The following is a 14,040-nucleotide window of genomic DNA, read 5'->3' as shown; positions in this document are numbered from 1 at the left end:
CTCCGCTTCACGAGGAGGTCCTTCGATGCCCATCGCCGACCCGATCGCCGCCCCGGTCGTCCTCGACCGGCGCGAGGGGCCGTACGGAGAGGTGGTGCTCCGGCGGCGCGGCCCGCACTTCGAGATCATCTCGAACGGCACGTTCCTGATGGACACCTCCGACGGGCGTTCGGAGAGGCTGCTCGTGGACGCCGCGTACGAGGCGCTGCCGGCCGGCCGCGCGCGGCCCTCGGTGCTCATCGGCGGGCTCGGCGTCGGCTTCTCGCTGGCGCACGCCGCCGCCGATCCCCGGTGGGGCCGGATCGCGGTGGTGGAACGCGAGTTGGCCGTCATCGACTGGCACCGCTCGGGCCCCCTCGCGCCGCTCTCGCGAGGCGCCCTGGCCGACCCCCGCACCGAGGTCGTGCACACCGATCTGGTCGCTTACGTGACGAGGGCCCAGGACACCTTCGACGCGCTCTGCCTGGACATCGACAACGGGCCCGACTGGACCGTCACCCGGAGCAACGACAGCCTCTACTCCCCCACCGGCCTCGCGGCCTGCCGGGACCTGCTCACTCCCGGCGGAGTGCTCGCCGTCTGGTCCGCGCAGCCGTCGGCCGCCTTCGAGGAAGCTCTCCGTAATGCCGGATTCCACGGGGTTAGGACCGAAGAGATCACAGTTGCCCGGGGAGTCCCGGACGTGGTCCATCTCGCCGTTCGCCCTGCGTAGCCGGGACGCGGCCGGTGCCTCTAGTCTCTGACCGACACAGGGGATCACCCCACGGATCCCCGGAAGCAATATCAGGGCGGGGCGATGGAGCAGGCACACACCACCCACAACGGCGTCGCGGCGACCCCCGGCGCCCAGCGCCGGGTGCTGGTCGTCGAGGACGACACGACGATCGTCGACGCCATCGCGGCACGGCTGAGGGCCGAGGGCTTCCAGGTCCAGACCGCCCTCGACGGCCCCGCGGCCGTCGACACGGCCGAGGCATGGCAGCCGGACCTGATGGTCCTGGACATCATGCTGCCGGGCTTCGACGGCCTGGAGGTATGCCGCCGGGTACAGGCCCGCCGGCCCGTCCCGGTGCTGATGCTGACGGCCCGCGACGACGAGACGGACATGCTGGTCGGGCTCGGCGTCGGCGCGGACGACTACATGACCAAGCCGTTCTCCATGCGGGAGCTGGCGGCCCGGGTGCACGTGCTGCTGCGCCGGGTCGAGCGGGCCACGCTGGCCGCGGCCACCCCGCGTACCGGGATCCTGCGCCTCGGCGAGCTGGAGATCGACCACGCACAGCGCCGGGTGCGGGTGCGCGGCGAGGACGTCCACCTCACGCCGACCGAGTTCGACCTGCTCAGCTGTCTGGCGAACACCCCGCGCGCGGTGCTCTCGCGCGAGCAGCTGCTCGCCGAGGTCTGGGACTGGGCGGACGCCTCGGGCACCCGGACCGTGGACAGCCACATCAAGGCGCTGCGCCGGAAGATCGGGGCCGAGCGCATCCGCACGGTCCACGGCGTGGGCTACGCGCTGGAGACCCCGGCGCCATGAGCCGGGCGGCGGCCGGGGCGGTGAACGGGCGGGCCCGGCGGAACGGGCCCCGCGCCCGGGCCCGCGACCGGGTGCGCGAACGGCTGAGGGGCGGCCTGAGGGAGGTATCCATCTCCATCAAGACGAAGCTCGGCTCACTCGTCGTGGTCTCGGTGTTCATCACCACCGGGCTGCTGATGGTGGCCGTACAGACCCGTACCGAGCTCCGGTTCATCACCGTCTTCTCGGTGATAGCCACCCTGCTGATCACCCAGTTCGTGGCGCACGGCCTGACCGCGCCGCTGGACGAGATGAACACCGTCGCCCGGGCGATCTCGCACGGCGACTACACCCGCCGGGTGCGCGGCGCCGACCGCCGCGACGAGCTCGGCGACCTCGCCTCCACGATCAACCGCATGGCGGACGACCTGGAGGCCGTGGACCGTCACCGCAAGGAGCTGGTGGCGAACGTCTCACATGAGCTGCGCACGCCGATCGCGGCCCTGCGGGCGGTCCTGGAGAACGTGGTGGACGGCGTCTCGGCCGCCGACCCCGAGACGATGCGCACGGCCCTGAAGCAGACCGAGCGGCTCGGGCGGCTGGTCGAGACCCTGCTGGACCTCTCCCGCCTCGACAACGGCGTCGTCCCGCTGCGGGCGCACCGCTTCGAGGTCTGGCCGTACCTCTCCGGGGTGCTCAAGGAGGCCAATCTGGCCGCCTCCCGGCGCGGGCTCTCCTCCGGTTCCGGCAACCACACCCGTACCGACGTCCATCTGCACCTGGACGTCTCGCCGCCGGAGCTGACCGCGCACGCGGACCGGGAGCGCCTCCACCAGGTGGTGGCCAACCTCATCGACAACGCGGTCAAGCACTCGCCGCCGCACGGCCGCGTCACCGTACGGGCCCGGCGCGGCCCGCAGCCCGAGTCGCTGGACCTGGAGGTCCTGGACGAGGGCCCGGGCATCCCGAAGTCCGAGTGGCACCGGGTCTTCGAGCGGTTCAACCGGGGCGACGCCTCGGCGCCGCACGGGCCCGGCAGCGACGGCGGCACGGGCCTGGGCCTGGCGATCGCCCGCTGGGCGGTGGATCTGCACGGCGGCCACATCGGCGTGGCCGAATCGTCGCGCGGATGCCGCATCCAGGTCACCCTTCCGGGGGCACCCCGGACGACTAATTGACGTAGGGTTCGAACCGGAAGCACACGTTCTGCGTGTGGGTAGGTGTGGGGCGTGCGGTCTTCGGGCCGTGGCCGCTGCGAGGCGTACCCACTGAGCAGCAGAACCTGATCTGTTTCCCGCCAAATCCTGCCCTGAAACTCGCTTTCCGGTGTGACTTACACGACTGTGGCACGCCCGGTCTGCACCTCCAGGCCAGGGAGGCGTAGCCTTAATTCCCGCTGTCCATCACCTTGTGAAGCGGAAGAGGGCGGTTGCCGCCGTGTCGTCTCAGTCCCCCAGTAATTCGAGCGTCTCGACCGACCAAGACGGGCAGGGCAAGAACCCTGCAGCCGGCTTCGGTGCCAATGAGTGGCTCGTCGACGAGATCTACCAGCAGTACCTCCAGGACCCCAATTCGGTCGACCGTGCCTGGTGGGACTTCTTCGCCGACTACAAGCCGGGTTCGACCGGCACGGCGGACAAGCCCGTAGAGGGTGCTCCCGCCGCAGCCGCGGGGGCTGCGGTGGCCGCCCCTGCCGCCCCGGCCCCGGCGCCCGCCGCGCAGGCTCCGGCCGCGCCCGCGCAGCCCGCGGCCGCCGCCCCGGCTCCGGCGCAGGCCACGGCCCCGGTTCAGGCCCCGGCTCCCGCGAAGGCCGCTCCCGCGCCCGCCGCGAAGCCCGCCGCCGCGGCCAAGGCCCCCGGTGCAAGCACCGGCTCCACTGGAGCGGCTAACGCCGCGCAGCCTGCTGCCGAGGCCCCGGCCGGTCCGGAGTTCGTCACGCTGCGCGGCCCCGCCGCCGCCGTGGCGAAGAACATGCACGCCTCCATCGAGGTCCCGACGGCCACGTCCGTCCGCGCGGTCCCGGTGAAGCTGCTGTTCGACAACCGGATCGTCATCAACAACCACCTGAAGCGCGCCCGGGGCGGGAAGATCTCCTTCACCCACCTCATCGGGTACGCGATGGTGCAGGCCATCAAGGCCATGCCGTCGATGAACTACTCCTTCACGGAGAAGGACGGCAAGCCGACCCTGGTCAAGCCGGAGCACATCAACTTCGGTCTCGCCATCGACCTGGTGAAGCCCAACGGCGACCGCCAGCTGGTCGTCGCGGGCATCAAGAAGGCCGAGACGCTCAACTTCTTCGAGTTCTGGCAGGCGTACGAGGACATCGTCAAGCGGGCCCGCCAGGGCAAGCTGACGATGGACGACTTCTCGGGTGTGACGGTCTCCCTCACCAACCCGGGCGGCCTCGGCACCGTCCACTCCGTGCCGCGTCTGATGCCCGGGCAGTCGGTCATCATGGGCGTCGGCTCGATGGACTACCCGGCCGAGTTCCAGGGCACCTCCCAGGACACCCTGAACAAGCTGGGCATCTCCAAGGTGATGACGCTCACCTCGACGTACGACCACCGGGTCATCCAGGGCGCCGCCTCCGGCGAGTTCCTGCGGATCGTCGCCAACCTGCTCCTCGGTGACGGCGACTTCTACGACGGCATCTTCGAGTCGCTGCGCATCCCCTACGAGCCGGTCCGCTGGCTCAAGGACATCGACGCCTCGCACGACGACGACGTCACCAAGGCCGCGCGCGTCTTCGAGCTGATCCACTCCTACCGGGTCCGCGGCCACGTCATGGCCGACACCGACCCGCTGGAGTACCGCCAGCGCAAGCACCCCGACCTGGACATCACCGAGCACGGCCTCACCCTGTGGGACCTGGAGCGCGAGTTCGCGGTCGGCGGCTTCGCCGGCAAGTCCCTGATGAAGCTGCGCGACGTCCTCGGCGTCCTGCGCGACTCGTACTGCCGCACCACCGGCATCGAGTTCATGCACATCCAGGACCCGAAGCAGCGCAAGTGGATCCAGGACCGCGTGGAGCGCCCGCACTCCAAGCCGGAGCGCGAGGAGCAGCTGCGGATCCTGCGCCGTCTGAACGCGGCGGAGGCGTTCGAGACGTTCCTGCAGACCAAGTACGTCGGCCAGAAGCGCTTCTCGCTGGAGGGCGGCGAGTCGGTCATCCCGCTGCTCGACGCGGTCATCGACAGCGCCGCCGAGTCGCGTCTGGACGAGGTCGTCATCGGCATGGCCCACCGCGGCCGCCTCAACGTCCTCGCCAACATCGTCGGCAAGTCGTACGCGCAGATCTTCCGCGAGTTCGAGGGCAACCTCGACCCGAAGTCGATGCACGGCTCCGGCGACGTCAAGTACCACCTGGGCGCCGAGGGCACCTTCACGGGCCTGGACGGCGAGCAGATCAAGGTCTCGCTGGTCGCCAACCCCTCGCACCTGGAGGCGGTGGACCCGGTCCTGGAGGGCGTCGTCCGCGCCAAGCAGGACGTCATCAACAAGGGCGGCACGGACTTCACGGTCCTGCCCGTCGCCCTGCACGGCGACGCGGCCTTCGCGGGCCAGGGCGTGGTGGCCGAGACCCTGAACATGTCGCAGCTGCGCGGCTACCGCACCGGCGGCACGGTCCACATCGTCATCAACAACCAGGTCGGCTTCACCGCCGCCCCGGAGTCCTCGCGCTCCTCCATGTACGCCACGGACGTGGCCCGCATGATCGAGGCGCCGATCATCCACGTGAACGGCGACGACCCGGAGGCCGTGGTCCGGGTGGCCCGGCTGGCCTTCGAGTTCCGCCAGACGTTCAACAAGGACGTCGTGATCGACCTCATCTGCTACCGCCGCCGCGGTCACAACGAGGGCGACAACCCGCAGTTCACCAACCCGCAGATGTACAACCTGATCGACAAGAAGCGCTCGGTGCGCAAGCTGTACACCGAGTCGCTGATCGGTCGCGGCGACATCACCCTGGAAGAGGCGGAGCAGGCGCTCCAGGACTTCCAGGGCCAGCTGGAGAAGGTCTTCGCGGAGGTCCGCGAGGCCACCGCGCAGGCGGGCGAGATCCAGTCCTCGGAGCCGCAGGCCGAGTTCCCGGTGGCGGTGACGACCGCGGTCTCCCAGGAGGTCGTGAAGCGCATCGCCGAGTCGCAGGTGAACATCCCCGAGCGGACCAAGGTCCACCCGCGGCTGATGCCGCAGCTCCAGCGCCGCGCCGCCTCGGTCGAGGACGGCACGATCGACTGGGGCATGGGCGAGACCCTGGCCATCGGCTCGCTGCTGATGGAGGGCACCCCGGTGCGCCTCTCCGGCCAGGACACCCGCCGCGGCACCTTCGGCCAGCGCCACGCGGTCCTGGTCGACCAGGAGACGGGCGAGGACTACACCCCGCTGATGTACCTCACCGAGGAGCAGGCGCGGTACAACGTCTACGACTCGCTGCTCTCCGAGTACGCGGCGATGGGCTTCGAGTACGGCTACTCGCTGGCCCGTCCCGAGTCGCTGGTGATGTGGGAGGCGCAGTTCGGCGACTTCGTCAACGGTGCGCAGACGGTGGTGGACGAGTTCATCTCGTCGGCCGAGCAGAAGTGGGCGCAGACGTCCGGCGTCACGCTCCTCCTCCCGCACGGCTACGAGGGCCAGGGCCCGGACCACTCGTCCGCGCGCCCCGAGCGCTTCCTCCAGATGTGCGCGCAGAACAACATGACGGTCGCGATGCCGACGCTCCCGTCGAACTACTTCCACCTCCTGCGCTGGCAGGTGCACAACCCGCACCACAAGCCGCTCATCGTCTTCACCCCGAAGTCGATGCTGCGTCTGAAGGCCGCGGCGTCCAAGGTGGAGGAGTTCACCACGGGTGGCTTCCGCCCGGTCATCGGCGACGAGTTCGTCGACGCGGCCGCGGTCCGCAAGGTCGTCTTCTGCGCCGGCAAGGTCTACTACGACCTCAAGGCGGAGCGCGACAAGCGCGGCGCGACGGACACGGCGCTGATCCGTCTGGAGCGTCTGTACCCCCTCCCGGGTGCGGAGCTCCAGGCCGAGATCGCCAAGTACCCGAACGCCGAGAAGTACCTGTGGGCGCAGGAGGAGCCGGCGAACCAGGGTGCGTGGCCCTTCATCGCCCTCAACCTCATCGACCACCTCGACCTGGCGGTCGGCGCGGACGTCCCGCACAGCGAGCGCCTGCGCCGCATCTCGCGGCCGCACGGCTCGTCCCCGGCGGTGGGTTCGAAGAAGCGGCACGAGCAGGAGCAGGAGCAGCTGGTGTCGGAGGTCTTCGACGCCTAGTCTCCGGCCGCTGCGGCCGTGGCTGTACGGAGGGCCCGGCGCCCCGAGGAATCGGGGTGCCGGGCCCTCCGGCGTACGCGCGGCGGCTAGGAGCCTGTCCTTGAACCCCCGTCGTCCCCGTCCTCGCGTGCGCTCTCGTCCTCGGCGGGCCTGGGCGGCACCCGTATGGTCACGATCCCGCTGGACAGGTCTATGGGCCCGCGCCCGGGGTCGGCGTCCCCCGCCTCGTCGAGCGTGATCTCCAGCCGCCGCCGCTCCTCCTCCTCGTGCCGTTTGCCGGGCGCGAAGAGCTCGTTCAAGGCCGAACCGAACACGATCGGTCACCTCCGGTATGTGGTCCCGTACCCACATAACGCTGTGCGGGGGCTGTCAGATCCCGATCATGGACGCGAGATGCCCGGCCACCGAGGTCAACCGGCGGCCGGGCTCAGACGCGTCCGTGCGGCACCCCTACGCCAGCCCCAGCGCCTTCTTGCTGTCCACGTACATCTGGATCAGCTGCGGGCGGTGGGAGCGGAGGGCCGGGGGGAAGCTGGCGATGATCTCGTCGTAGCCCTCGGCCTCCTCGGGGTCCTCCAGGAGGCCGAAGACCAGGTGGGCGCCGGACTTGGGGTTGCCCTCCATGATGGCCGTACGGAGGCGGTCGATCTCGTCGGCCGGGACGCCGGGGAAGAGGTCGCGGACGACGGGCTCCTCGGTGTCGAGGTGGCCCGCCAGGATGTCGCGGACCTTGCGCGCCGCCGCCGTGCCGGCGTGGGCCACCTCCGTCACCGCGGCGGCGCCGACCTGCTCGCCCGCCTCGTGGGCGGCGGTCAGGAGCTCCACCGCCCGGGTGAGGCCGCCCAGTTCCCGGTCCAGCTCCGTGTGCTCCTCGTTGAGGGTGTCGAACGCCGCCACCGAGTCGGGGTAGAGCGCGTGCAGGACGGGCCAGAACAGCTCGTCCTCCGACTCGTGGTGGTGGTGGGTGAAGTCGATGAGCCACTGCGTGGTGTCGATGAGTTCCTTGACGCTGACCTGGTCGCCCTCGCTCAGGCGCTCGAACGCGTTTGCCACCAGTTCCGTTCCCCGCCGCAGGATCGCGTGCACGGCGAGGAACTCCTGATACATACGGGCGCCCGGGTTGTCTGTCGCGGCGGTCATGTCTGGTTTCCCCCAGTTATTTGACGCTAATGGACCGATCACTGCCGCGAGGGTACGCAAAAGCTCCGCGCGCCCCATAGGGCCGTTCGACTGCGATCACCCCGCAGTTGAACGCGCGCGCGGTCTCCGTCGCTTTCTTCCGAAAGACGACCGTGTTTCCACCGTACCTATTTTTTGATTTCTTCCACAGAGCTGAGCTCTGTGCAATTCTTGATCCAACCCCCCGTACTCGCTGCGGACAAGTTCGGTGCAGTCGAGAAACGCACAAGCGATGCTCTAGTGAAACTCTATTTCACTGGAATTGGGAAGGACGACATTCGATGACTCGGCCCGTCGTGGCGGTGACCGCCGACCTGACAACGGTGAATTGGAACATCTGGGGAGACGTCCATGTGGCGCTTCTCCCCTGGGAGTACATGGAGAAGGTGCACCAGGCGGGCGGCGCCCCGGTTCTCGTGCCGCCGATTCCGGACGCGGTCGATGATGTGATGGCCCGCGCCGATGCCCTGCTGATGAGCGGCGGCGCCGATATCAACCCGGCTCTTTACGGTGCCGAGCGCGAGAAGTTCACGTTTCCCCCGCATGAGGCGCGGGACACCGCGGAACTGGCGACGCTCGCCGTCGCGGAGCGGCGCGGGATTCCGGTGCTCGGCGTCTGCCGCGGGCTCCAGCTGATTTCCATCACCCGCGGCGGCACGCTCGACCAGCACCTGCCCGAGCATTCGCCCGCCGTACCCGGGAAGTACGAGCCGCGCGAGATCCAGGTGAAGCCGGATTCGCTGCTCGGCAGCGCTCTCGGGCCGACCGCCACCGTCTACTGCCACCACCACCAGGGCATCGACAAGTTAGGCGCCGGTCTGGTGGCCACCGCGTGGTCGGACGACGGGATCATCGAGGGCGCGGAGGCCGAGGACCCCTCGGCCCCGTTCCTCGCCGGACTCCAGGCGCACGGCGAGCTCGGAACCGACACCCTCCCCCTCTTCGAGGCCTTCATCGAGGCCGCGAGGAAGAAGCAGGGGAAGTAGGCGCGGAGCAGCGGAGGGGAGGGGTGCGGTTCCTCCGGGAACCGCACCCCTCGCCTCCCCTCTTCCGCGCCGGCGACGGCATACAAAAGCGGCCCGGTCACCGCAACGTCCTTGCGGTGACCGGGCCGCCCGCCGTCGAGCCGTCCGCCCGACCTGCCGGCCGTCGGGGGTGTCGGCCGGCACCAGCAGCTGTACGGGGGTGATCAGCTGTTGGGGTCGGCAACCTGGCCGATGGCCACGTGCAGACGGTTCCACAGGTTCGCGGTGGCGACCGAGAGGACGATCGCCGCGAGCTGCTGCTCGTTGAAGTGCTTGGCCGCGTCGTTCCACACCTCGTCCGAGACCGCGTCCTCACGGTCGGCGAGACGGGTCACGGCCTCGGAGAGCGCCAGGGCGGCACGCTCGGCGTCCGTGAAGTACGGCGTGTTGCGCCAGGCGGCGACGGCGAACAGACGCTCGTCCGAGGTCTCGCCGGCGGCCTTCGCCAGACGCGGGTGACGGTCCGCGTTGGCACCGTCGCCGTTGATCTGGCTCGCACGCAGATGCAGCAGCTCAAGCAGCTTCACATCGACGCCGGGAACTTCCTTGCTGGCCTTTCCGAGGGCCACCAGAGCGTCAATGGCACCGGGAACGACAAAAGCAGGGTGCTTGGCCCGAGCAGTCATGATTTGCTCTCCTCAAAAGATCTCACGTAAACGCCGAACACTTCACACAGAAACAGTGACGCCGGACGCCGACCGGCCCTGCCAGAACATCCACACCGGTCGGCTTCCTCCGTCACAGCTATGACGAAACGTGGCTCGTGAATGTGACGGGAGTCAGGTGTGACCCACGCCACATCTGGACGAGGAGGGTGCCCGCGTACTGGGCGCTTACCTAAGGACCGCGTAAGATCCGGATCCCGGAGCACCACGGGAGCGGGGTCGAGGCGGGAGCGGGATCCGGATCTTACGCGGTCCTTAGGTTCCAGCCGCGCAGGGTGAGCGTGCGCCCCCGCTCGTCGGTGAGGCGGGGGATGCCGCCCGCCTCCCGGGCGTCGGCGGCGGGCACCACCGCCCCGGCCGCGAGTACCGCACAACAACCCGCTGCGGCAAGGAACTTGTCCGTACGCAAGGGACACCTCCGGCACGTCGTCGGATGACCGTGCCGGAGATCAGATCAGGGTTTCTGACGAACCATCAAGAGGCTGTCAGGACGATCTTCCCGAAGACGTCCCCGGACTCGATCTTCTCGAAGCCCTCGCGCGCCCGGTCGAGCGGCAGCACCTCGTCGATCACCGGCCGGACCCCGGTCGCCGCGCAGAACGCGAGCAGGTCCTCCAGCTCCTCCTTGGTGCCCATGGTCGAGCCGACCACCTTCAGCTCCAGGAAGAAGATCCGGGTCAGCTCGGCATGCGCGGGCCGGTCGCCGCTGGTGGCGCCCGAGATGACCAGCGTGCCGCCGGGCTTGAGCGACTTGACCGAGTGCGACCAGGTGGCCGCGCCGACGGTCTCGATCACGGCGTCCACCCGCTCCGGCAGCCGCGCGCCCGGCTCGTACGCGTCGAGGGCGCCCAGCTCGACCGCCCGCTTCCGCTTCGCCTCGTCACGGCTGGTGGCGAAGACCCGCAGGCCGGCGGCCCTGCCAAGGACGATCGCGGCGGTCGCGACCCCGCCGCCCGCGCCCTGCACGAGGACGGAGTCGCCGGGCCGCACGCCCGCGTTGGTGAAGAGCATCCGGTACGCGGTGAGCCAGGCGGTCGGCAGACAGGCCGCCTCGGCGAAGCTGAGCTCCTTGGGCTTGGGCAGCACGTTCCACGTCGGCACGGCGACCTGCTCGGCGAAGGTGCCCTGGTACTTCTCGGTGAGGATGGAGCGGCCCTCGCCGGGCCCCACGCCGTGGCCGGTCTGGCCGATCACGGAGTGCAGGACGACCTCGTTGCCGTCCTGGTCGACCCCGGCCGCGTCGCAGCCAAGGATCATCGGCAGCTTGTCCTCACCGAGGCCGACCCCGCGCAGCGACCACAGGTCGTGGTGGTTGAGCGAGGCGGCCCGGACGTCGATGAGCGACCAGCCCGGACGTACCCCGGGGGCGGGCCGCTCCCCCAACTCCAGACCGGAGAGCGGCTGGTCACGGTCGATGCGTGCGGCATAGGCGGCGAACATGGCCTTGACGATAGGGGCGCCCGCGCCCCGGCCGGAACCACCACCGCGTGTGACGCGCCGCACCCGCGCCCCGTGAGGGGCGCGGGTGCGGCGCGACCAGCCACGCACGGGGCGCGGCGGCGGAACGGACGAGGCCGCGGCGGACCCGTCAGCGCCGGGCCACACCCTCCGCGCGTGCCGCGGCGGCAACCGCCGCCGTCACGGCCGGGGCGACCCGCTCGTCGAACGGGGACGGGATCACATAGTCGGCCGCCAGCGCGTCGCCGACGACGTCGGCCAGCGCGTTGGCCGCGGCGATCTTCATGCCTTCCGTGATCCGGGAGGCCCGGACCTGGAGGGCGCCCGCGAAGATGCCCGGGAACGCCAGCACGTTGTTGATCTGGTTCGGGTAGTCCGAGCGGCCCGTGGCGACCACCGACGCGTACTTGTGCGCGATGTCCGGGTGGACCTCGGGGTTCGGGTTGGCCATGGCGAACACGAACGCGCCGGGCGCCATCGAGGCCACCGCGGGCTCCGGCACCGTACCGCCGGAGACGCCGATGAAGACGTCCGCGCCCGCCAGCGCGGTCTCCAGGGAGCCGGACAGACCCGCCTTGTTCGTGATCTCCGCAAGCTCGCGCTTGACGTCGGTCAGGTCCTGGCGGTCCCGGCTGACGATGCCCTTGCGGTCCGCGACCGCCACGTCGCCGAGGCCCGCCTCAAGGAGGAACTTGGCGATGGCCACACCGGCCGCGCCGGCGCCCGAGATCACGGCCCGCAGCTCGCCGAGCGTGCGCCCGGTGAGCTTCGCCGCGTTGCGCAGCGCCGCGAGGGTGACCACCGCGGTGCCGTGCTGGTCGTCGTGGAAGACCGGAATGTCCAGGGCCTCCTGCAGACGCCGCTCGATCTCGAAGCAGCGCGGCGCGGAGATGTCTTCCAGGTTCACTCCGCCGAAGGACGGCGCCAGGCGCACGACCGTCTCGATGATCTCGTCCGTGTCGGTGGTCGCGAGCGCGATGGGCACCGCGTCGACCCCGCCGAACTGCTTGAAGAGGATGGCCTTGCCCTCCATCACGGGAAGGGACGCCTCGGGGCCGATGTCGCCCAGCCCGAGCACGGCCGTACCGTCCGTGACCACGGCGACGACCTGGGACTTCCAGGTGTAGTCGTGGACCAGGTCCGGGTTCTCCGCGATCGCGGTGCACACCTTCGCGACGCCCGGCGTGTAGGCCAGGGACAGGTCGTCCTTGTCCCGGATGGGCACGGTGGCCTGCACGGCCATCTTGCCGCCCCGGTGCAGGGCGAAGGCCGGATCGAAGGGCTCCTCCGCGGAGCCCTGGTCGGTACTGCTGTCGCTGCGAGGATTGACGATCTCCGCTGCCATTTTGATTTGACCCCTTAAGTCTTCATCAGTTGAGGGTGGCCACTCCTTGTTGAGGAGGGGTGGGTGGGCACCACATACGTTCCCCGCGGGAAGCGGTTGGCCCGCCCCGCAGGGAGGAGGTACGTACGCGCGGGCGCGCCGCACAACGCGCCCTGAGCCCCGGATGAGGGGTGTAAGGATCCTTCTTACCGGACGGAGGCGTCCGCCGAGTAGTCCATTTCGACTGCGGAACACCGTGGTGACACGACTCATAGCGGCATGTCGGGACAAGTGAGCTATGCGGCATGAAACGTGTCCACAACGCGAGATGAACCGCAGATTTTCCGGCCGGTAAAGGTAAAACCCGCACATGGTCCGGCCTTGATGTACCGGCCCGTTGGGGTTGGGGGGTGACCCGTTATCCGATTTTGACATGCGCGCCCCCCTGATTCCGCAGGTCCGAATGGCAAGATGCCGACACAACACGGTCGTGTCGCCCAACGATGGGCACCACGGCTCACTGTTCACTCACTGGCCACTCCATCACCCGCCGGAGGAACCCGACCATGACCGCAAGCACCACCCGTCGTACGACCGCCGCCTCGTCCCGGATTGCCGCGGTCGGCGCGATCGCGGTCGCCGGTGCCCTCCTGCTCACCGGCTGCGGAGACCAGACGAAGAGCAAGGACGGCGGCGGCTCCAGCTCGGCCGCCACCAGCAAGGCCCCGCTCTTCTCGAAGCTGCCCAAGGCGATTCAGGACAAGGGCGTCATCAAGGTCGGCTCGGACATCGCGTACGCCCCGGTCGAATTCAAGGACAAGGACGGCAAGACCGCCGGTATCGACCCGGACCTCGCCGACGCCATGGGCAAGCAGCTGGGCGTGAAGTTCCAGTTCGAGAACGGCACCTTCGACACCCTGGTCACCGGCCTGCGCGCCAAGCGTTACGACATGGCCATGTCGGCCATGACGGACACCAAGGACCGCCAGAACGGCATCGACTCGGAGACCAAGAAGAAGGTCGGCGAGGGCGCCGACTTCGTGGACTACTTCACGGCCGGTGTCTCGATCTACACCCCGAAGGGCAAGGACCAGGGCATCAAGACCTGGGACGACCTCTGCGGCAAGAAGATCGTGGTGCAGCGCGGCACGGTCTCCGAGGACCTCGCCAAGAAGCAGTCCGAGAAGTGCGGCGACAAGGGCAAGATCTCGATCGAGGCCTTCGACACGGACCAGCAGGCCCAGACCCGACTGCGCTCCGGCGGCGCCGACGCCGGCTCCTCGGACTTCCCGGTCGCCGCGTACGCGGTGAAGACCTCGGGCGGCGGCAACGACTTCCAGATCGTCGGCGAGCAGGTCGAGGCCGCTCCGTACGGCATCGCGGTCTCCAAGGACAACACCCAGCTGCGCGACGCCCTCAAGGAGGCGCTCGACGCGATCATCAAGAGCGGTGACTACGACAAGGTCATCGCGAAGTGGGGCGTCGAGGCCGGCGCCGTCAAGGAAGCCAAGATCAACGGCGGCGTCTGATCCTCCCCGCTCCAGGGTCACTCCGCCCCGTCCCCGGGCGGAGGGCCCGAAGGCTTCTGAA

The 14,040-nt window shown here is 69.5% G+C and carries 12 protein-coding genes; 6 read left to right on the top strand and 6 right to left on the bottom strand.

Going from position 1 to position 14,040, the window contains the following annotated elements:
* Positions 1 to 25: 25 nt before the first annotated feature.
* The 4 genes from A8W25_RS21950 to A8W25_RS21935 all read left to right on the top strand — a co-directional run bounded on the left by A8W25_RS21950 (position 26) and on the right by A8W25_RS21935 (position 6,799).
* Entirely contained in the window at positions 26 to 712 is a 687-nt protein-coding gene (locus tag A8W25_RS21950; protein ID WP_067163881.1) for a spermidine synthase, read from the top strand.
* Between the two features lie 84 nt (positions 713 to 796).
* A complete protein-coding gene (locus A8W25_RS21945; protein ID WP_067163879.1) occupies positions 797 to 1,534 on the top strand; it encodes a response regulator transcription factor in 738 nt (245 codons plus the stop codon).
* Complete coding sequence (locus A8W25_RS21940) at positions 1,531 to 2,691, top strand: sensor histidine kinase (protein ID WP_234386523.1); 1,161 nt, start codon at positions 1,531 to 1,533, stop codon at positions 2,689 to 2,691. The genes A8W25_RS21945 and A8W25_RS21940 overlap by 4 nt, the downstream gene beginning before the upstream one ends.
* A 259-nt stretch (positions 2,692 to 2,950) precedes the next feature.
* Complete coding sequence (locus tag A8W25_RS21935) at positions 2,951 to 6,799, top strand: multifunctional oxoglutarate decarboxylase/oxoglutarate dehydrogenase thiamine pyrophosphate-binding subunit/dihydrolipoyllysine-residue succinyltransferase subunit (RefSeq protein WP_067163877.1); 3,849 nt, start codon at positions 2,951 to 2,953, stop codon at positions 6,797 to 6,799.
* Positions 6,800 to 6,885: 86 nt separating this feature from the next.
* On the opposite strand, the gene A8W25_RS21930 is transcribed toward A8W25_RS21935, so the two are convergent.
* The gene (locus A8W25_RS21930) at positions 6,886 to 7,098 is read right to left on the bottom strand and encodes a DUF6191 domain-containing protein (RefSeq protein WP_234386522.1); all 213 of its coding nucleotides are present in this window, start codon (positions 7,096 to 7,098) and stop codon (positions 6,886 to 6,888) included.
* 151 nt (positions 7,099 to 7,249) lie between these two features.
* Positions 7,250 to 7,939, bottom strand: a complete 690-nt coding sequence (locus A8W25_RS21925; protein WP_067163873.1) for a hemerythrin domain-containing protein — start codon at positions 7,937 to 7,939, stop codon at positions 7,250 to 7,252.
* Between the two features lie 320 nt (positions 7,940 to 8,259).
* Between A8W25_RS21925 and A8W25_RS21920 the strand changes: the two genes are divergently transcribed.
* Positions 8,260 to 8,964, top strand: a complete 705-nt coding sequence (locus tag A8W25_RS21920) for a gamma-glutamyl-gamma-aminobutyrate hydrolase family protein (protein ID WP_067163871.1) — start codon at positions 8,260 to 8,262, stop codon at positions 8,962 to 8,964.
* 203 nt (positions 8,965 to 9,167) lie between these two features.
* Here A8W25_RS21920 and A8W25_RS21915 read toward each other — a convergent pair whose 3' ends face one another.
* The 4 genes from A8W25_RS21915 to A8W25_RS21905 form a co-directional block, all read right to left on the bottom strand.
* Complete coding sequence (locus A8W25_RS21915) at positions 9,168 to 9,629, bottom strand: carboxymuconolactone decarboxylase family protein (RefSeq protein WP_067163869.1); 462 nt, start codon at positions 9,627 to 9,629, stop codon at positions 9,168 to 9,170.
* A gap of 283 nt (positions 9,630 to 9,912) precedes the next feature.
* Entirely contained in the window at positions 9,913 to 10,077 is a 165-nt protein-coding gene (locus tag A8W25_RS33585) for a hypothetical protein (RefSeq protein ID WP_324616266.1), read from the bottom strand.
* Positions 10,078 to 10,142: 65 nt separating this feature from the next.
* The gene (locus tag A8W25_RS21910; protein ID WP_067163867.1) at positions 10,143 to 11,108 is read right to left on the bottom strand and encodes a zinc-binding dehydrogenase; all 966 of its coding nucleotides are present in this window, start codon (positions 11,106 to 11,108) and stop codon (positions 10,143 to 10,145) included.
* Positions 11,109 to 11,256: 148 nt separating this feature from the next.
* Positions 11,257 to 12,471, bottom strand: coding sequence for an NAD(P)-dependent malic enzyme (locus A8W25_RS21905; RefSeq protein ID WP_067163866.1), 1,215 nt, complete (start codon positions 12,469 to 12,471; stop codon positions 11,257 to 11,259).
* A gap of 545 nt (positions 12,472 to 13,016) precedes the next feature.
* On the opposite strand from A8W25_RS21905, the gene A8W25_RS21900 reads away from it, so the two are divergent.
* Positions 13,017 to 13,979: an ABC transporter substrate-binding protein gene (locus A8W25_RS21900; protein WP_067163864.1), complete on the top strand. Its 963-nt coding sequence runs from the start codon at positions 13,017 to 13,019 to the stop codon at positions 13,977 to 13,979.
* The last annotated feature ends 61 nt before the right edge of the window (positions 13,980 to 14,040 follow it).

Origin of the sequence: Streptomyces sp. ERV7, assembly GCF_001653515.1 — a bacterium.
GTDB lineage: Bacteria > Actinomycetota > Actinomycetes > Streptomycetales > Streptomycetaceae > Streptomyces.
The sequence above is the reverse complement of the archived record's forward strand: the minus strand, read 5'-3'. Positions and strand labels throughout refer to the sequence as shown.

Bases quoted from the DNA above. Each gene is read 5' to 3' on its own strand.
- A8W25_RS21950 (WP_067163881.1), top strand. From the start codon at position 26: ATGCCCATCGCCGACCCGATCGCCGCCCCGGTCGTCCTCGACCGGCGC.
- A8W25_RS21945 (WP_067163879.1), top strand. From the start codon at position 797: ATGGAGCAGGCACACACCACCCACAACGGCGTCGCGGCGACCCCCGGC.
- A8W25_RS21940 (WP_234386523.1), top strand. From the start codon at position 1,531: ATGAGCCGGGCGGCGGCCGGGGCGGTGAACGGGCGGGCCCGGCGGAAC.
- A8W25_RS21925 (WP_067163873.1), bottom strand. From the start codon at position 7,939: ATGACCGCCGCGACAGACAACCCGGGCGCCCGTATGTATCAGGAGTTC.
- A8W25_RS21920 (WP_067163871.1), top strand. From the start codon at position 8,260: ATGACTCGGCCCGTCGTGGCGGTGACCGCCGACCTGACAACGGTGAAT.
- A8W25_RS21915 (WP_067163869.1), bottom strand. From the start codon at position 9,629: ATGACTGCTCGGGCCAAGCACCCTGCTTTTGTCGTTCCCGGTGCCATT.
- A8W25_RS21910 (WP_067163867.1), bottom strand. From the start codon at position 11,108: ATGTTCGCCGCCTATGCCGCACGCATCGACCGTGACCAGCCGCTCTCC.
- A8W25_RS21905 (WP_067163866.1), bottom strand. From the start codon at position 12,471: ATGGCAGCGGAGATCGTCAATCCTCGCAGCGACAGCAGTACCGACCAG.
- A8W25_RS21900 (WP_067163864.1), top strand. From the start codon at position 13,017: ATGACCGCAAGCACCACCCGTCGTACGACCGCCGCCTCGTCCCGGATT.